17 protein-coding genes are annotated in these 18,250 nt (G+C 65.0%); 11 read left to right on the top strand and 6 right to left on the bottom strand.

Going from position 1 to position 18,250, the window contains the following annotated elements; translation table 11 throughout:
* The first annotated feature begins 19 nt into the window (after positions 1-19).
* From E8L03_RS08465 to yjgA, 4 genes are all read left to right on the top strand, one after another.
* A complete protein-coding gene (locus tag E8L03_RS08465) occupies positions 20-1,294 on the top strand; it encodes a response regulator (protein WP_171267087.1) in 1,275 nt (424 codons plus the stop codon).
* 174 nt (positions 1,295-1,468) lie between these two features.
* A complete protein-coding gene (locus E8L03_RS08460) occupies positions 1,469-2,323 on the top strand; it encodes a UbiA-like polyprenyltransferase (RefSeq protein ID WP_144233665.1) in 855 nt (284 codons plus the stop codon).
* Positions 2,324-2,363: 40 nt separating this feature from the next.
* Entirely contained in the window at positions 2,364-2,861 is a 498-nt protein-coding gene (locus tag E8L03_RS08455; protein ID WP_244963698.1) for a rhodanese-like domain-containing protein, read from the top strand.
* A complete protein-coding gene (gene yjgA, locus E8L03_RS08450) occupies positions 2,854-3,417 on the top strand; it encodes a ribosome biogenesis factor YjgA (RefSeq protein ID WP_171267086.1) in 564 nt (187 codons plus the stop codon). The genes E8L03_RS08455 and yjgA overlap by 8 nt, the downstream gene beginning before the upstream one ends.
* Positions 3,418-3,563: 146 nt before the next feature.
* On the opposite strand, the gene E8L03_RS08445 is transcribed toward yjgA, so the two are convergent.
* Complete coding sequence (locus tag E8L03_RS08445) at positions 3,564-4,391, bottom strand: MogA/MoaB family molybdenum cofactor biosynthesis protein (RefSeq protein ID WP_244963697.1); 828 nt, start codon at positions 4,389-4,391, stop codon at positions 3,564-3,566.
* A 62-nt stretch (positions 4,392-4,453) separates the two neighbouring features.
* Here E8L03_RS08445 and rfbA point away from each other — a divergent pair, with 62 nt between their 5' ends.
* Positions 4,454-5,341, top strand: coding sequence for a glucose-1-phosphate thymidylyltransferase RfbA (gene rfbA, locus E8L03_RS08440; protein ID WP_144233667.1), 888 nt, complete (start codon positions 4,454-4,456; stop codon positions 5,339-5,341).
* 183 nt (positions 5,342-5,524) lie between these two features.
* Here the strand turns inward: rfbA and E8L03_RS08435 are convergent, their stop codons facing one another.
* On the bottom strand, positions 5,525-5,674 hold the full coding sequence (locus tag E8L03_RS08435) for a hypothetical protein (protein WP_167512277.1): 150 nt from the start codon (positions 5,672-5,674) through the stop codon (positions 5,525-5,527).
* Positions 5,675-5,788: 114 nt separating this feature from the next.
* Here E8L03_RS08435 and rlmD point away from each other — a divergent pair, with 114 nt between their 5' ends.
* Positions 5,789-7,207, top strand: a complete 1,419-nt coding sequence (gene rlmD, locus E8L03_RS08430; protein WP_171267085.1) for a 23S rRNA (uracil(1939)-C(5))-methyltransferase RlmD — start codon at positions 5,789-5,791, stop codon at positions 7,205-7,207.
* Positions 7,208-7,528: 321 nt separating this feature from the next.
* Here the strand turns inward: rlmD and E8L03_RS08425 are convergent, their stop codons facing one another.
* From E8L03_RS08425 to E8L03_RS08410, 4 genes are all read right to left on the bottom strand, one after another.
* On the bottom strand, positions 7,529-9,514 hold the full coding sequence (locus E8L03_RS08425) for a PAS domain-containing sensor histidine kinase (RefSeq protein WP_171267084.1): 1,986 nt from the start codon (positions 9,512-9,514) through the stop codon (positions 7,529-7,531).
* 169 nt (positions 9,515-9,683) lie between these two features.
* On the bottom strand, positions 9,684-10,295 hold the full coding sequence (locus tag E8L03_RS08420) for a DUF459 domain-containing protein (protein WP_171267083.1): 612 nt from the start codon (positions 10,293-10,295) through the stop codon (positions 9,684-9,686).
* Between the two features lie 113 nt (positions 10,296-10,408).
* Positions 10,409-11,650, bottom strand: a complete 1,242-nt coding sequence (locus E8L03_RS08415; RefSeq protein WP_144233671.1) for a putative sulfate/molybdate transporter — start codon at positions 11,648-11,650, stop codon at positions 10,409-10,411.
* Positions 11,651-11,772: 122 nt separating this feature from the next.
* On the bottom strand, positions 11,773-12,687 hold the full coding sequence (locus tag E8L03_RS08410; RefSeq protein WP_171267082.1) for a cation diffusion facilitator family transporter: 915 nt from the start codon (positions 12,685-12,687) through the stop codon (positions 11,773-11,775).
* 177 nt (positions 12,688-12,864) lie between these two features.
* Between E8L03_RS08410 and gpt the strand changes: the two genes are divergently transcribed.
* The 5 genes from gpt (at position 12,865) to E8L03_RS08385 (ending at position 18,210) form a co-directional block, all read left to right on the top strand.
* On the top strand, positions 12,865-13,353 hold the full coding sequence (gpt, locus tag E8L03_RS08405) for a xanthine phosphoribosyltransferase (RefSeq protein WP_144233673.1): 489 nt from the start codon (positions 12,865-12,867) through the stop codon (positions 13,351-13,353).
* A gap of 106 nt (positions 13,354-13,459) precedes the next feature.
* Positions 13,460-14,488: a BMP family ABC transporter substrate-binding protein gene (locus E8L03_RS08400; RefSeq protein WP_412973795.1), complete on the top strand. Its 1,029-nt coding sequence runs from the start codon at positions 13,460-13,462 to the stop codon at positions 14,486-14,488.
* A gap of 146 nt (positions 14,489-14,634) precedes the next feature.
* Positions 14,635-15,708, top strand: coding sequence for an ABC transporter permease (locus E8L03_RS08395; protein WP_171267081.1), 1,074 nt, complete (start codon positions 14,635-14,637; stop codon positions 15,706-15,708).
* On the top strand, positions 15,705-16,619 hold the full coding sequence (locus tag E8L03_RS08390) for an ABC transporter permease (protein ID WP_171267080.1): 915 nt from the start codon (positions 15,705-15,707) through the stop codon (positions 16,617-16,619). The genes E8L03_RS08395 and E8L03_RS08390 overlap by 4 nt, the downstream gene beginning before the upstream one ends.
* Positions 16,620-16,623: 4 nt before the next feature.
* Positions 16,624-18,210 carry an ABC transporter ATP-binding protein gene (locus E8L03_RS08385; RefSeq protein WP_171267079.1) on the top strand — a complete coding sequence of 529 codons (1,587 nt, stop codon included), beginning with the start codon at positions 16,624-16,626 and terminating at the stop codon, positions 18,208-18,210.
* Positions 18,211-18,250: the final 40 nt, after the last annotated feature.

Genomic DNA, 18,250 nt, shown 5'->3' with positions numbered 1-18,250 from the left:
AGCTGTCGATACAGGGGGTATGGAACATGCAATCTCACACCCCGCTTTCGTCAGCCGGCGCCAGGACAGCTCGCATTCCCACGCGGCCGTGTGCCGCTGGGACTCCTCCTGCATCGACGATCTCGACCCGGCCGACATCGCCGGCACGCGCTTTTTGGTGGTTTCGGCCTCGCAGTATCATGCGCGCACAGACCGCCGGCTGCTGATTCGCCTCGGCGCCGTGGATGTCTCCTATGAAAGCTCAGGCGTCCGCGCCGCGCGGAGGGTCGTGTCCGGCAAGGTGGATTGCGTGATCCTGGACGGCAGTCTATCCGACATGAGCGGCCTGGAGTTTGTGCGGCTCATCCGCCTTCATCCCCGTACAGCGCTCATGCCGGTCATTCTCGCTTCCATGGAGAACGACCGTTCCGCCGTGATGGAGGCTCTGGCTTCCGGCATCAGCGGCTACCTCATCCGGCCGTACTCCATGGTCGGGCTGGCGCGGCAGATCGGCCGTATATTGGAGACGCCGGCGCGGGAGATCGAGGAAGGCATGGGCGTGAGCAGGGCGGCGTTCAAGGAAGCGCTGGCCCGGTACAAGACCGCTCCGGCTGCCGCGGCCTCCCAGTCTGCGCAGGCCCCGGACACCATCGAGACGCTGCTTGCCGAGGTGGACGAGCTTCTGCGCGTCAACGCCCTGGACGCGGCGTACGAGGCGCTGAACCCGCTGGTGCGGGCCAAGGACGCCCTGGTGCGCGGCGAGGCGCATCTGCGTCTGGCAGACATCTACCGCCGCAAAGCCAACCCGGCCATGCGCAAGGACTCGCTGGCTCAGGCCGGCGCGTGCTTCCAAGACGCGGGCGACCTCGAACGCGCCGCCGAGTGCTTTGCCATGCTGCAGGAGCTGAACCCTTCCGAGCCCTCGCCGGACGAGCTGACGGCGCGCAACTGCCTGCGTAACAGGGACTACAGGGGCGCGGCGCGCATCTACGCGCGGATGCTGGCTGTAACCGAGCCGGACGCAGTGAGCCGAAGCATCAGCCGCGCCTGCATGTTCACGGCCGATCCCGTCACCAACGCGCGGCTCGTCTGCAACGAGTTGGGCGTGCTGCGTGGCGAGGAGAGCGAAGACATCTACAAGAAGATCGTGGGACCGCCGTCCCGGAAGGTGGAGGAGCTGCCTGAGTACGAGGAGCGGGCCCGCGGCATCGTCGCCGAGGTCTTTGCCGTGGCGCGGTACACCATGCGCGCCTACCGCGGCGGCAGCAATCCAGGCGTTTCCCACGCACCCGAGCTGCTGAAGATCGGCGCCTGATCCCGCATCCACAGGGTTTTGAGGACCATTCCGCGTGGCCGCGGCATTGTTCGTCCTCAAATGCCGCCGCGGAGCTCATGGCCGGCTTTTGTCCTGGCAATCGCCGCCATTTCCCTCATCGTACACCAATTCCACCCTTGCGGTGCGCGGACTGGCCGGGTATATCCCCCAGCCATGGGAACACTGGCCAAAACCGGAGCGCTGCTGCGCATGGTGAAGATCGAGCACTCGGTCTTCGCGCTGCCCTTTGCCTATCTGGGCGCATTCGTCTCTGCAGGCGGATGGCCGGGGTGGCGTGCCTTCATTCTGCTCACCGTGGCCATGGTCGCGGTGCGCTCCTTTGCCATGGCCTGGAACCGGCTGGTGGACCTGCCGTATGATTCCCGGAATCCCCGCACAGCCGCACGGCCGCTGATCACGGGCGAGATCACCGTCCGCGAGACCAAAACCTTCCTGGCCGCCACGGCCGTGGTCTTCATCCTGGCTGCCGCCGGGCTCAACTGGCTCTGCCTTGTGCTTGCGCCGCTGGCCCTGGTGTGGTCCGCATTTTACAGCTATACTAAGCGGTTCACGCTCATGTGCCACTTCGCGCTGGGCTCTGTGCTGGGGCTTGCGCCCGTTGCCGGGTGGATCGCGCCGCGGCCCGCGTTCTCGCTGCCGCCGATCCTGTTCTTCCTCGGCGTCACGTTCTGGGTGGCCGGCTTCGATATCCTATACGCCCTGCAGGATGTAGAGTTCGACCGTGAGAACGACTTGCACTCCATACCCGCGGAGCTCGGCGTCAAGCCCGCCCTGGTCATCGCCCGGCTCTCGCACGTAAACGCCGCGCTCTTTTTCCTGCTCGGTGGGTGGGCCGCCTGGCTCTCCTGGCCGTACTTCCTCACCTGGGCCATCGTCGCCGGCGTGATGCTCTGGGAGCACCGGCTCATCAAGCCCGACGATCTTTCCAAGGTGAACATGGCCTTTTTCACGCTGAACGGCGTGATCTCCATCGCCCTGTTCCTGGGCGCTCTGATCTCCCTGGCCTGATCCATTTGGCGTGTGGGCCGTTTGGGAGTATACTGCTCGAATGCGACGCTTTTTCATCTGGTGCGGCATCATTGTGGTGCTGGCCGCGCTCACCGTGGGCTGGAACTACATCTGGCGTGCGGTCGGCGTGCCGCAGATCAAGGCGGAGACCCTGGAAATGTGGCTGTTCACCAGGCCGCCTGCCGGTGCCGAGCCGCCGCTGCTGGTCGATGTGCGCACCGGGTTCGAGTATAACTGGTTCCACATCCCGGGAGCCGTGCACGCGCCGGGCGTCATCTGGGGCGATACCCACGCCATCGACGCCAAGATCAAGGGCCGCACCGTGGTGGTTGTCTGCATGACCGGCCACCGCTCGCAGTTTGGCGCCTGGTCGCTTATCCGACACGGTGCCGCCGACGTGCGCAACCTGGAGTGGGGCATGATCGGCTGGCTGCTGTCCGGCGGTCCCGTGGTCTCCTCGGATCAGGAGCCCGCTGCCGGCTCCGCAGTCAACGGCACGAACGCCACACAACGCAAAGGCACGGACGAGAATGGCTAAAAAACGCCGCCCGTACTGGTACGCGGATGAAGACGAAGACCAGCCCAAGAGCAAGTCGCAGAAAAAACGCGAGATGACGGCGCTGCAGGAGAAGGGCGAGAAGCTGGCCTCGCTGCCGGACGCCCAGTTCGCCAAGCTGCTGGAGCTCGATCTCCCGGATGAGCTCAAGGAAGCGCTGAGCGAGTACCGCCAGCTCTCCAAGCACGAAGCGCTCAGGCGGCAGGCGCAGTACATCGGCAAGCTCATGCGGCAGGCGGACGATGACGAGCTGTCCATCTTTCTGGACGGCCTGGATGCTCTGCAACGCCAGGAAAACGCGCTGCACAAGGCCGTGGAGAACGAGCGCCAGGCCCTGCTGGCCGGCGATGATACGGCCGAGCCTGTGCTCAATGCGCTCCGGCAACGCTACGGCGAGGAAGCCGCGGCCGAGGCTGCGCAACTTGCCGAGCTGGCCCGCGCTGAAAAAGAAAAGGGCGGCAAGCCCCACAACTACCGCAAGCTTTACCGCCACCTGCGTGACATCGCCCTGGAAGGTCCCAAAGAAGAAGGCGAGTAGCACAGCTGATTTTCCAATCGACCTGTCCACCGAGGGATGCTCCCCTCTGGTCAAGGCTTCTTCAAACTGGGGGCAGTATACGTGTTCCCCCGGCCGCCGGAGGCATGGCTTCCTTTGAGCCGAGTGAAAGACAAGGCAGCCGCGCGTTACGTGGCGGCGCAGGGCGTGGTGTCGCCTTGCAGCTTGTCCAGGCCGTGGCCCAGGGCGGGCAGCGCCGCCTCCAGGTTTTCGCGCACGGCTTTGGGGCTGCCGGGCAGGCTGAGCACGATGGCGTGGCCTACCGTGCCGGCCACGGACCGGGTCAGCGCGCCGTGCGGCGTCTTGGCCAGGCTGGAGGCGATCATGACCTGCTCCAGGCCGGGCAGCCGTCTTTCCAGGATGGGCGTCAGCGCCTCGGGCGTGCGATCCGTGGGGGCGAGGCCGGTGCCGCCGGTGGTGATGATGATGTCGAACCGCTGCGCAATGGCCAGGTCCGCCACCAAGGCGCGCAGCCGGATCTCGTCGTCCGGCAGCAGGAACCCTTCGGCATAGCCGACGGGCATGGCCGAGCGCACCATGTCCTCGATGACCGGGCCGCTGGTGTCTTCCTTCTGGCCTGCCGCGGCGGAGTCGCTCAGGGTAATCCAGGCCAGGGAGCGGCCGGCCTTGCCGGGCACGAGGTCCATGTGGCCGGGCGGAATGGCGCGCAGCACCTTGGCGAACACGCCGTGCACGGCATGGCCGCCGGGGGAGAGCTCCATTGCGGGCAGCCAGCCGGTGCGCACCGTGAGCAGCACCGCGTCGTTCGGGGTAGAGACCGGCGCCAGCCGCACGCCCACGGGCAGGCCGCCCAGCGGGACCTCGGCGCGCATCCACGGGCCGGAGGCCTGGGCGTTGGAAAGAAAGACAATGTCGCCGATGGAGTGGTGCTCGACAGGGTCGACGGCGACGGATATTCCTTCGAAACCAGGGGAGATTGGGGTCGGGCTTGTCATGCCCTGCACCATAGCGTATCAGGCTCTCCACGCGCAACCGAAGACCACGAGGAGGCCCTTAAGTGAAAGGCATCATACTGGCCGGCGGCTCGGGAACGAGGCTGTACCCTCTGACCCGCGGCGTCTGCAAACAGCTGCTTCCGATCTATGACAAGCCGATGATCTACTACCCGCTCTCCGTGCTCATGCTCGCGGGGATACGGGAGATCTGCATCATCTCCACGCCGCTGGACCTGCCCCGGTTCCAGACCATGTTCGGCGACGGCTCACAGCTCGGGCTGTCCCTCACCTATATTGTGCAGCCCGAACCGGAAGGCCTGGCTCAGGCGTTCATCCTGGCCGAGGACTTTCTGGAAGGGCAGCCGTCCTGCCTGGTCCTGGGGGACAACATCTTCTACGGCGGCGGCCTGTCCAAGCTGCTGCAGCGCGCTGCCGAGACCACGGACGGCGGTGTGGTCTTCGGCTACAAGGTCAACGATCCGGAACGCTACGGCGTGGTGGAGTTCGACGACAGCTGCAAGGTGCTGTCCATCGAGGAGAAGCCCAAGAACCCCAAGTCCAAGTTTGCGGTCACCGGGCTGTACTTCTATGACGCCGACGCGCCGGCAATCGCCAAAGACCTGAAGCCTTCGCCGCGCGGCGAGCTGGAGATCACGGACCTGAACAACGTGTATCTGGAGCGGGGCAAGCTCTCCGTGGAGTTTCTGGGCCGCGGGTACGCCTGGCTGGATACCGGCACGCACGAGTCGCTGCACCAGGCCTCGGCCTTTGTGCAGGTGGTGCAGTCCCGGCAGGGCACGCGCATCTCGTCCGTGGAGGAGATCGCCTACCGCATGGGCTACATCGACGCCGACCAGCTCAAGGTGCTTGCCCAGGAGATGATCAAGAACGAGTACGGACAGTATCTCATGCGCGTGGCCGTGGAAGGCCTGGACGCCTGCCTGCGCTGAGCCTGTTCATTCGAATACATTGAAAAAGCCCCGGGCCGGCGTGGATGCCGGACCGGGGCTTTGATGTTATACTGAGGCTATAGTGTGCGCGAGAGCGTCCGCACTACTCGACACTGCATGATAAGGGACGCTTCCTGGCTGAACCGGGAAATACAGCGCGCCGCGGAAAAAGCGGCCCCCGGCCTAGTGATGGTCGAGGTGGTCGCCCTTGGCGATGCGGTAGATGGCCGTGACCACGATGACGGCCATGTAGGTGAAGATGCCGGCAACGCCGATCAGGCCGAAGGTGGTGGAATGGGCGGTGTTGTGCAAGAGCTCGCTGATGATTTCCATTGGGTCGTCCCCCGGTTTTGTTCAGTATTTCACAGGTAGCTTCGGAATGTTTTTTTCACTGAAAGTTCGCGTTTGTCAAGATGCTGCAACCGGCAGACGCATCGGAGATTCGATATGAGCGACGTACAACAGACGGAAACCGCGGTGTTGAGCCAAGGCTCGCAGGTGGAGCTGACGGTGGAGAAGCTGGCCAACGGCGGCCAGGGGCTGGGCCATGTGGAAGGCATGGTGGTCTTTGTGGACCGCGGCCTGCCCGGACAGCGCGTGCGCGCTGTGGTGCAGCGCCGCAAGAAGCGCCACGCCGAGGCGCATACCGTGGACCTGCTTTCCGAGCCGGATCATCCGGCCGAGCCCTTCTGCGCCCACTTCGGCGCGTGCGGCGGCTGCCTGTGGCAGGACCTGGACCTTAATGCCCAGCGCGACTGGAAGCGGCGTTTCGTGCAGGAGAGCTATGCGAAGATCGCCGGGCTCGAAGGCATTGACGTGGAGGAGTGCGTGCCCTCGCCGGAGAGCATGTACTACCGCAACAAGATGGAGTTCGCCTTCGGCAACCATCCCAAGGAGGGGCTGGGCCTGGGCCTGTATCGCCGGGGTTCGCACGAGGTGCTTTCCATTACGGAGTGTCACCTTCAGACGCCCAGGACCGCGGAGATCGTGGGCTTTGTGCGCGACCACTGCCGGAAGGGCTCCATTCCGGCGTGGGAGGCCGAGACGAAGCGCGGGTACTGGCGCTTCTGCAACCTGCGGGTCAATGAGCGCGGCGAGTTCCAGATCAACATCATCACCGCCGACGACAAAAAGAAGTCCGGCGCAGTGCGGGTGCTGGCTGAGGCGTTGTTGAAGGCGTTTCCCGACGTGGTTTCGGTGATCCACTCCACCCGGCGGCACAAGGCGGCCATTGCCCTGGGTGAGCACGTGGTGGCCGAGTACGGCGCGCCGAAGCTGCCCATGCAGCTTGGGCCGCTGGAGCTGGAGGTCTCGCCCAACGGCTTCTTCCAGACCAACACGCAGGCCGCGCTGCTGCTCTACGACGTCGTGGCCGGCATGGCCGGGCTTACGGGCAGGGAGCTGGTCTGGGACGTGTTCTGCGGTTCCGGCTCTTTGGGGCTGGCCATTGCCAGCGGTCCAGACGGGGCGCCGGCCAGGCGGCTTGTGGGCTTCGAGATATCGCGGGAGTCCGTGCGCGACGCCCGCAGCAACGCGGAACGGCTGGAGCGCAGCCCGGACTGGACCATGCCCGCGGAAGGAGCGGAGTTCCGCGCCGGAGACGTGCGCAAGATGCTGGGCAAGGAGCACGAGCTGGCCGATCTCGTGGTGGTGGACCCGCCGCGCGCCGGCCTGCCGCGGGAGATCGCCGAGGCCCTGGCAGAGTCCGGACCGGAGCGCATCGTCTACGTCTCCTGCAATCCGGCCACCCAGGCGCGGGACCTGGGCCTGATGCAGGAGTACTACCGCGTGGAACGCGCCGTTCCCGTGGATATGTTCCCGCACACGCCGCATGTGGAGTGTGCGGCGCTGCTGATGCGGCGATGAATCATCCTTCAAAAATGTTCTTTTGCCCTGCGGCTGCGTCAGGCTCCTCCCATGCGAAGGTCGAATATTGCGGGATATACTCCCTCCGCCCGGGACTCGCCTTCCTTGCCGCAAAGCAAAATTCCTATTTTTGAGACAGCTTCTAGTTCTGGAGATGGTGGTACATATACACCGCGCACCATACCTGAATAATTGAATATCACTTCGTGTATGTGCTGACTGCGGAAGAGACGCGGGGGCTGGCAGGCTGAATGCTGTCGGCGTGCCGGCGAAGTACGCGTTGTAGGCGCTGGTTGCGGAGAGATCAGGAGAGCGGCCGCCTTACATGGCGGTCGCTTCTTTTTGGGGGGCGATGGGCAGGGTGAAGGTGAAGACGCTGCCGGAGCCGGCAGCGGAGCGCACCCAGATGCGGCCTTTGTAGCGCTCCACGATGTCCTTGCAGATGGAGAGCCCCAGGCCGGAGCCAGGGCTGGCCTGGCAGATGGTGTCGCCGAGCTGGGTCTGGTGGAACTTGTCGAAGATGCGTCCCAGCTCCGAAGGCTGGATGCCGGCGCCCGTGTCCGTAACGAACACGGCGATGTCGTCGTCCACCCGTCTGGCGCGGATGCGCACCACGCCCTGCGAGGTGAACTTGGCGGCGTTGCCCAGGAGATTGACGATGACCTGGACGATGCGGTCCGGATCGGCAAATATCTCGGGCAGATCCTTGGGGACGTCCGCCTCCAGGCGCAGGCTCTCCTTCTCCACGAACTGGCCGGACACGGCGAGCACTGCCTCGTAAATGCAGTCGGCGATGCTGATGCGGGCGTCGCGCCACTCCATACGGCCGGACTCGATGCGCGTCAGGTCGAGCACGTCGTTGATGAGCCGGGTGAGCCTGGCGCCTTCCTGCTCGATGATCCCCAGGTTGTCTAGGATGCGGTCGAACCGTTTGACGGCCTTCTGGTCCCTGCTTTCCTGGACCAGGGCGCGTAGCCCGTTCTCCATGTCCTTGTTGATGAGCTTGGTGAAGCCGAAGATGGATGTGAGAGGCGTACGCAGCTCGTGCGATACGGAGGAGAGAAAGGAAGATTTGAGCTCGTCCAGCTTCTTGAGCTGGCGGTTGGCTTCTTCCAGGTCCTGCGCCTGTCTGGCCAGAGTCCTGGTGCGATTGGTCACCAGCTTTTCCAGGTTGGCGTTCAGCTCGGCCAGGGCTGTTTCCGCCTCCTTGCGCCGGGTAATGTCGTGGGAGACGGCCATGCCGCCGGTTATCACGCCATCCACATTGCGCACGGGCACCACTCGCACCTCGAACAGCCTGTCCCCGTACGGCATTTCAAAGAGGCTCTTTCTGCCGCGCAGAGCGGCGCGGTATCGGGTGGCCAGATACTCGGCGGTTTCCGGGGAGAAGACATCCCAGAGGGTGTTGCCCTCCATGTGTTCGGGGCCGTCGCGCATGAGCGCCTTGCCCTCGGCCAGGGTGAAGCGGAGCTCGTCGTCGAACATGACCACGGAGCCGTCCGGGAAGTTCTGGGCCAGGGTGCGATACCGCGTCTCACTGGCTTCCCGGTCCTGCAAGGCGTCATGCTGCCTGGTCACGTCCAGAATAAAGCCCTGGCGGTACTGGGGAGCGCCTTGGCCGTCGCGCTCGATAAAGACGTGGTCCTCCACCCAGCGGGGCTCGCCATCCCAGGTGCGCAGGCGGTACTCCAACACGAAGTGGTCATTCCCCTCGCCGATGTTCCGGCCGCTCTCGCGGACGACCCGCGGCAGGTCCTCCTCGTGGATCAGGGACTCGAAGCGCGTGTTCTGCTCGATAAGCTGCCGGGGGTCGTACCCGAACCGCCGGGTGTTGGCGGAGGCGTAGTCGATGGGCAGGCCCGGCGTGGCCAGGCAGCGGATGAGCACGGCCGGGCCGTTCTCCGCAATGGCCATGGTCATCACCTGCTCACGTTCGGTGCGCTTCCGCCACGTGATGTCCTTGATGAAGCCGAGCACGTAACGCTTGCCGGAGACGGGATCGGTCCAACAGCTTTTGGAAGAGGATATGTTGCAGGGCGCGCCGTTCCAGACAACCTCGGTCTCGGAGCTCAGCGGCCGGCCGGAGGAGAGCACGGACACATCCTGGGAGCGAACCCAGGCGGCGATATCCGGAGGCAGTATTTCGAGATCGACGGCTCCCAGCAACGCCTCGGCGGGCAGTCCGAAGGTGCTGAGAAAGAAGGCGTTGAAGTAGACCCAGCGATGTTCCTCGTCCTTGGCGTAGGCAAGGGCCGGGATGTGGTCGAGCAGGGCGCGCAGGAGGGATGGGCAGGAGTCGCCGCCCATGGGGGACCGGCCAGAACCGTCCAAGGCGCCGGCAGACGATCGGCGAGCACTCGAATCGGGAGTGTTGGGGAAGTCCGCCATAAAGCCCCTGTGTGCTATGCAGTGTATGGCTTAACGCCGAATGCCCGACAATACCGGAGAACAGCGCCTGTTTCCGGGCCGCGGGCGCTCAGGCGACCTGCACCGGCGAATCGAACCAGAACCGCCAGGCCGGCCACGCGTTGACCAGCCGGAAGATGTGCGCGTATCCGGCGGCCCCTGGATGAACGCCGTCGCCATTGACGAGCTCTTCCAGATATATCTCAGAATTCTGCAAATCTGCGATAATGCTCAGGTAGGGGATAACAAGCTCATCGCAGATGGCTGCGTAGTGTTGGTCAAGCGTTGTGAGCCGGCGGGTGAAGGCCGGGTCGGCCGTGGGGGGCGGGCCGATCATGAGCACCGGGTACTTTGCGTTGGCCGCAGTGAGCAGGGCGCGTGCATTGGACACGGCCTCCTCCATGGTCAGGCGGCTTTCTCCGCCTGGTACGGAGCGCATGTCCGCCGCGCCGAATGAGAAGACCAGGCGCATGGGCTCGTCGTCAAAGAGACGGCTTTCAACCTCGTCCTGCCAGCGGGCCAGGATGTCGGCGCTGGTGTCGCGGCGGATTCCCAGATTGTAGGCAGCCAGCAGCATCTCGTCGCCGCCATGGATGTCGGACACCAGCCGGCCCACCCAACCGCGGGCTTCCGGGTCGTGCACCCCGTTGACCAGGGAATCGCCGATAAAGCAGATAACCATGCTCGTCTCCTCACAACCAGCCGGTGGCGGCAATGCTTTCTACGCCAAGTATGGACGGATACGGCACGTTACCGAAAAATACGTGGCCCTGTAAACAGCTGCGTTCGCAGGAATTACACCGAAAACCTTTCGGACTGCAAGAGTCTGGAAAGTATGAAGCCCATGATGAAGGCCACGGCCAGATTGCTGGCAAGGGTCAGGCAGAGCATCACCAGAACGGTGAACATGCCGCGCCGGTCGCGGATATCCATGACCTGGAGGCAGAGCTGCATGCCGGCGAACAGCAGCAGCACGCCGAGCACGGACAGGGGCAGCAGCTGGACCACCTTGAGCACGGACGGTCCCACCAGCACGGCCAGGATCAGGAAGACGGAGCCGATGATGAGGTTGGAGCCGGCGGTGCGCGCGCCGAAGCGGTAGTGCGCTGCCAGGCCGCCAGCGCCGTGGCACATGGGCATGCCGCCCACGAGGAAGGCCAGGAAGTTGGCTCCGGCCATGGAGATGCACAGGGCGCGCGGCGTTACCCTGTCGCCTTCCGGAAAGTACTCGCGGGAAAGATCGGCGTTGGCGATCACCGCATTGCCGATGGTCATGGGGGTCTGGGGCAGGGCCATGGCCAGGAAGGCCAGGGAGAGCGCCTCCCAGCCCGGAAATCCGAAGGGCAGCAGCTTGGGAAGGTGCAGACTCAGGGAAACGCCGGCGAGGGGCGCGCCGCCGCTAAGCAGCAGGCCGAGCATCATGCCGCCGGACACCACCACGATGCCCGCGGGAAAGCGCCGCGAATCGATGAGGTACAGGGTGAGGGCCACGAAGATGAGACCGATCCAGATGCCTGCGGGCAGCCAGAGAAAGGTGTTCACTCCAAGGTAGGGCTCGGCCATCTCCGCCGCCTTCTGGATAGGGGAGGTGCCGAGAATGAACGTGGCGCCCTTGGTGGCCAGGATGATGCCGGTGGAGACCTGCACGCCGCGGATTACTGGTTTGGTTATGGCGCGGGCCACCACGTTCATGAATCGGGTGGCGCCGAGAACGAGCAGGATGATCGCCATGAGCAGACCGGCGGCCTGCACCGTGGAGGCGTCCAGGGATTGGGCGATGGCGTATGCGCCGATGACCTTCATGGGTTGCACGGCCACGGGCACGCGGTAGTAGAGGCCGGCCAGGATGTAGAACAGGCCCACGGAGAAGAAGATGCCTGTGGAGGAGATGCCGTTGACGATGAGCATGCCGATGGCAATAGGCAGGAGCGTGCCCAGATCGCCCAGGGAGCCGGCAAGCTCCATGCGGTCGAAGCGGTATCTGGTCAACGAGAAGGGCGCGTTATCGGCCGGCGGGGGCGTGGCGTGCTCTGGCATAGCTGTATTTCTCGGTTGTGCTCGCAGCAGGTAACGATGGATGCTATACTGTCATGTCGATAATGCCCGGGTTGCGGCTGTGCTGGCAAGGGCCTGAGACCACACGTCATGTCCGGGGAGTATCATTTCTCCGGGCCCTCGTAGGGCTCCACGTGGATTGTGACGTCGTAAATGCGCGGGTCGCGCTCCAGGAGCGTGTTCTTGGCCTCGTGGGCTATGGCGTGCCCCTTGCTCACGCTGATGGACGGATCCACCAGGATGTGCAGATCCACCTGAAGCTGGGAGCCCAGGTAGCGCGAGCGTACGGCGTGGCAGTCCATGACGCCGGGCGTGCCCAGGCAGATGTCCTGGATCTCCCGGACCTTGGTGTCCGGAGCGCCCATGTCGGTCAGCTCGGCCAGTGCCGGCTTGGAAATGGTCCAGGCCGCCTTGAGCACAAAGGCCGCCACGAGCAGCGCGGCAATGGAGTCGAGAATGGCCAGGGAGGGAAACGCGGAGGCCGCGGCCACGGCAATTGCCGGGGGCACGGAGCTCAGCGCGTCGGTGCGGTGGTGCCAGGCATTGGCTATGACGGCCGGAGAGTCCAGCTCCTCGCCGCGTTTTCTGGTCCAGCGGTAGAGCCATTCCTTGGCCACGATGGATGCGGCAGCGGCCACGAAGGCTATCCAGCAGGGCGCGTGTTGGCCTCCGCGCATCAGGGAGATGATAGCCTCCCAGCCGATGGAGACGGCCGCCAGGCCCACCACGACACCGATGCCGGCTGTGACCAATGTTTCCACGCGGCGATGTCCGTGGGGGTGGTTTTCGTCGGGCGGCGCGCTCCAGAACCCGGCGCCTATCACCAGGGCCACGTCCGTAACCATGTCCGAGAGGGAGTGCACCGCGTCGGCGATGACAGCGTTGGAGCCGCCCAGGTAGCCGGCCACGGCCTTGAGCAGCGTGAGGATGAAGTTTACGGCGAGCCCGATCCAACCGATGCGGCGGATGGACCGCACGTTCTCGGAGTGCCGGTTCATTATCGAGGATAAGGGTTCCATCGGAGGGTCTCTTTGGCAAGAGGACCAAAGATAGCTCGACTCACACACTTCGGCAAGCAAGGATACGCGGGGGTCGATACCTTCTCTTGACATCCCGAGCCGACGAGGTGAAATGTGCCGCACGAAGTTGACGGCGCGACGCATTCCTCACACCATTCAGCACACGACACAAAGGCCATGAAACCTTCGGACAGATACAACAAGACGTTTCCCATTTCCTGGGAGCAACTCCACAGGGACGCCAAGGCCCTGGCCTGGCGGCTTCTGGAGAAGGGGCCCTTCAACGGCATCGTAGCCGTCACCCGCGGCGGGCTTGTGCCGGCCGCGATCATCGCCCGCGAGCTGGAGCTCAGGCTCATCGATACCATCTGCGTGGTCAGCTACGACTATATGGAACAGGGCGAAGCCTCCGTGCTCAAGGCGCCGGAGGGCGACGGCGAGGGCCTGCTCATTGTGGAAGACCTCACCGATACGGGCAAGACCGCCCGCATCGTACGCGAACGTTTGCCCAAGGCCATGTTCGCCACTATCTATGCAAAACCCGAAGGCCGGCCCCTGGTGGACGTGTTCGTCACCGAGGTCAGCCAGGATACGTGGATACTCTTTCCGTGGGACGCGGAGTCCCAGTTCGTGCAACCGCTGGTCTCCGGCCGGAGCATCGACTGACGCCGCCGTCCGGACGCGCAGAACCTGAACAGCACTGATACGCAATTCAACGAGGAGGGAACACATGAAGAAGACGATATTCTGGCTTCTGGCGGCAGCCGCCCTGATGGTGGTTGGACCGCTGGCCGGCAACTCCAGGGCCGACGACCTCAAGGTAGGCTTCATCTACGTGGGTCCTGTGGGCGACGCCGGCTGGTCCTACGCCCACGATCTGGGCCGCCAGGAAGTGGAGAAGATGGACGGCGTCACGACCTCGTACGTGGAAAGCGTGCCCGAGGGCCCGGATGCGGAACGTGTCATCGCGAACATGGCGCGCAAGGGCTTCGGCCTCATCTTCACCACCAGCTTCGGCTACATGGACCCCACCCTCAAAGTGGCGCAGCAGAACCCGGACGTCATCTTCGAGCACTGCTCCGGCTTCAAGCTGGCCAAGAACATGGGCAACTACTTCGGCCGCATGTATCAGGCCCGCTATCTGAGCGGCATCGTGGCCGGCTCCATGACCAAGTCCAACATCCTGGGCTACGTGGCAGCTTTCCCCATCCCCGAGGTCATTCGCGGCATCAACGCCTTCACCCTGGGCGTCCAGTCCGTGAACCCCGATGCCCAGGTCCGCGTGGTCTGGACCAAGACCTGGTATGACCCGGCCACCGAGAAGGAAGCCGCCAAGAGCCTGCTGGACGTGGGCGCGGACGTCATCACCCAGCATCAGGACTCCCCCGGCCCGCAGGAGGCCGCCGAGGAAGCCGGCGCCTACAGCGTGGGCTACAACTCCGACATGAGCAAGTTCGCTCCCAAGGCGCACCTCACCGCCCCCATCTGGAACTGGGGTCCGTTCTACACCAAGATCGTGAAGGAAGTGCAGGACGGCACCTGGAAGAGCGAGTCCCTGTGGCCCGGCATGAAGGAAGGCGTGGTCGGCCTGTCTCCGTTCGGGCCCATGGTCCCCGCGGATGTGAAGGCCACGGTTGAGGAAGCCAAGGAAAATATCATCTCCGGCGATCTCGTGGTCTTTGCCGGTCCGGTGAAGGACCAGGATGGCAACGTGAAGATTGCCGAGGGCGAAGTGCCAGCGGACAAGGATCTGCTCGGCATGACCTGGTTTGTGGAGGGTGTGGTCGGCTCCACCGAGTAACAGCCGTCACGCAATCACAGATGATTCGCGGCGGGGGGCCGGTTGGCCTCCCGCCTTTTTTCACAGGTGACGGAGTATGCATCGCCGTGTAGGGTTGCACTTTCCATCCGTCATTGATCGGTCAATCATTCAAGGCCTGGATTTGCATGCTTGGTTTCAAAGCCGTCAGAAGGCGTGAGCCCCTGGCCTGGGGCACGCTTCCGGTGTTTCTCGCAGCGCTGGCGCTCTGTCTCGCCGTCAGTGAGCTGCTGCTCGTCTCGCAGGGCAAGCCGCTGTTCAGCGGCCTTTTTCTGCTCTGGGACGGCGGGTTCGCCCACTTCTACTCGCTGGAAGACACCATCATCAAGGGCATGCCCATCTTCCTCTGTTCCCTGGGCGTGGCGGTCTCCTTCCGCATGCAGATCTGGAACATCGGCGCCGAGGGCCAGTTCGCCATGGGCGCCATCGGGGCCACATGGGCCGCGCTCACCTTTCCGGGTCTGCCGTCATGGGCTCTCATCCCGCTGATGATGCTCTGCGCCGCCGTGACCGGCGGCATCTGGGCGCTGGGGCCGGCCATTCTTCGCGTACGCTACGGGGTCAACGAGATCATAGTCACCCTCATGGGCAACTACATCGCCATCCTCGTGCTGGATTACCTGGTGTACGGCCCGTGGAAGGACCCGGTCAGCTTCGGCTTCCCCATGACCGAGCAGTTTTCGCCGGCCGCCACTATAGGCACGATCCCCGGCACGCGTATCCATTGGGGCATCGCCATCTGCATCGCGGTGAGTGTGGTGCTCTGGGTGTTCCTGCGACGAACGCGCCTGGGCTATGAGCTCAAGGCCAGCGGCGAGGGCGTGAAGCCAGCGCTCTATGCGCACATGCCGTACGCCGGGCTGGTGATGCTGGTCATGGCCCTGTGCGGCATTCTGGCCGGCTGGGCCGGCTGTCTGGAGGCGTCGGCCACGGTGGGCCGGCTACAACCCTCCATGATGGTGGGCTACGGCTACACAGCCGTTGTCGTGGCCTGGCTCGCGCGGCTGCGCATCAGCTCCATCGCCTTCTACTCCTTCCTGCTGGCCGGGCTGCGCGTGGGCGTGGAGAACCTGCAGCTTGAGCTCCAGGTGCCGGCGGCCTTTGGCGGCATTCTGGAAGGCGCGCTGCTGCTCACCGTTTTGGCCGGACAATTCTTCGAACGCTACCGCATCGTACCAAACAAGCGAGGTAACGGCGCATGAGCATGGCGTCCCAACTCCTCGACGCCACCGTACAGGCAGGCACGCCCATCCTCTATGCCACGCTGGGCGAGATCGTGGCCGAGCGCTCCGGCGTGCTGAACCTGGGGGTGGAGGGCATGATGATCGTGGGCGCGCTGGCCGGCTTCGCCACGTGTTACGCCACGGGCAGCCCCTGGCTGGGTGTTCTCGCGGCCGGGATTGCGGGCATGCTGCTTTCCTCGGTGCACGGCGCGGTCTGTCTCGTGTTCCAGGGCAACCAGGTGGTCTCCGGCCTGGCGCTGACCATCTTCGGCGTGGGCCTGGCCAACTTCCTGGGCGCGCCCCTGGTGGGCGTTACCGCCGCCGGCTTCGGCACGCTGCCCCTTCCCGGGCTCGACGCCTTGCCCCTGGTCGGGCAGGCGCTCTTCTCCCACGACGTGCTCGTGTATATTTCCTACATCCTGCCGTTGCTGCTCTGGCTGCTGCTGGAGCGCACCAGCCTGGGGCTGTCGCTGCGCTCCGCCGGACAGAATCCGGAGGCGGCCGCGGCCGTGGGGCTGAACCCGGTGGCCATGCGCTGGCTGGGCACGTTGACGGGCGGCTTCCTTGCCGGTGTGGGCGGGGCGTATCTCTCCCTTGCGGCCACGCACATGTGGACCAACTCCATGACAGCCGGCCGCGGGTGGATCGCCGTGGCCCTGGTCATCTTCGCCTTCTGGCGTCCGGGCCGGGCCATCTTCGGAGCCTACCTCTTTGGCGCGGCCATGAGCCTGCAGCTCAGGCTCCAGGCCATGGGCGCCACCGTGCCCTCGTCGTTTCTGCACATGCTGCCGTATGTGCTCACCGTCCTGGTGCTGGTGGTTTCCGGCGTGCGCGGCCGCGGCCGGGCCGCACCCGCCGCGCTGGGCGTGAACATCGAGCCTTCCGAGTAGCCCCATGTCCGAGACAGTGACGACCACACCGCACGCCGCCGGCAACGGAACGCCGCTGGTGCGTCTGGAAGGCATCTCCAAATCCTTCGGCAAGGTGCAGGCCAACAAGGACATCACCCTGGACATCCGGCCGGGTCGCATCCTGGCGCTGCTGGGCGAGAACGGCGCCGGCAAGTCCACGCTCATGTCCATCCTTGCGGGCAAGCTCTATCCGGACTCCGGCCGTATTCTGGTGCGCGGCGAGCCCACGCGTTTCGACTCCCCGGCCGCAGCCATCCGCGCAGGCGTGGGCATGGTCTACCAGCACTTCATGCTGGTGGACGCCATGACCGTGGCGCAGAACGTGCTGCTGGGCCAGTCGGACAAGTTCTTCCTCTCGCCAAAGGCCATGAACGCCCAGGTGGGCGCTTTGGCCGAGGAGTACGGTCTGTACGTGGACCCGGCGGCGCGGGTGGCCAACCTCTCCATGGGGGAGCGCCAGCGCGTGGAGATTCTGCGCCTGCTGCTGCGCAAGAGCGAGGTGCTCATCTTCGACGAGCCCACCACCGTGCTCACCCCGGCCGAGTCCGACCAGCTCTTCGAGGCGTTGCGCGCCATGGCCGCCCTGGGCAAGGCCGTGGTCTTCATCAGCCACAAGCTGCCCGAGGTGCTGGCCATTGCCGACGAGATAGCCATTCTGCGGCGCGGCGAGATCGTGGACCGCTTCGGCGCGGCGGATACGCCGAGCGAGGCCGAGCTGGCCCGGCGCATGGTGGGCCGCGAGGTGCTGCTCACCGTGGACCGCGAACCAATGTCCCACGGCGATGTAGTCCTGGAGATCGAGAACCTTTCCGGCGACGGCCTGCAGGGCGTGAGCCTCTCCGTGCGCCAGGGCGAGGTGGTCACCATAGCCGGCGTGGCCGGCAACGGCCAGAAACCGCTGGTGGAGATTGTCAGCGGCCTGCGCGAGCCCAAGGACGGCGTCGTGCGCCTGATGGATCGCACCTGGAAGGAGTACTACGGCTCGCGTCGCCGAGCCCAGCCCGGACCGGACACCCGGCCGGAAGGCCCCCTGGGCCGCGGCGCCTGGAAGGGCGCGCTTTCCTACATTCCCGAGGACCGCAAGGGCATCGCCACCCTGGCCAACCTGAACCTGGTGGACAACGTACTGCTCACCACGCGTCAGGGCTTCAGCCGCTGGTTCTTCCTCTCCCATCGCCACGCCATGGCCGCCACCGAGAACATGGTCAAGGAGTTCGACGTACGCGGCGGCGGACCGGAGACCCGGGCGGGGCAGCTTTCCGGCGGCAACCTGCAGAAGCTCGTGCTGGCGCGGGAGTTCTACCGCGAGCCGCGGATCATCGTGGCCGAGCAGCCCACCCAGGGCCTGGACGTGGCCGCCACAGAGGAGGTCTGGGCGCAGCTTCTGGCCGTACGCGAACGCGCCGGCGTGCTTCTGGTGACCAACGACCTCAACGAGGCGCTTCAGCTCTCGGACCGCATCGCCGTGATGTACCGCGGCAGGTTCATGGACGTGCTGGAAGGCGGCGAGGCCAGGGACGTGGATCTGCTGGGCCAGCTCATGGCCGGCGTGGACCCGCGCACAAGCTGAGCCGGTCCGCCCGGGCAGGAACCGCGCGACACGTCGCGTC

Origin of the sequence: Oceanidesulfovibrio marinus (assembly GCF_013085545.1) — a bacterium.
GTDB lineage: Bacteria > Desulfobacterota > Desulfovibrionia > Desulfovibrionales > Desulfovibrionaceae > Oceanidesulfovibrio > Oceanidesulfovibrio marinus.
The sequence above is the reverse complement of the archived record's forward strand: the minus strand, read 5'-3'. Positions and strand labels throughout refer to the sequence as shown.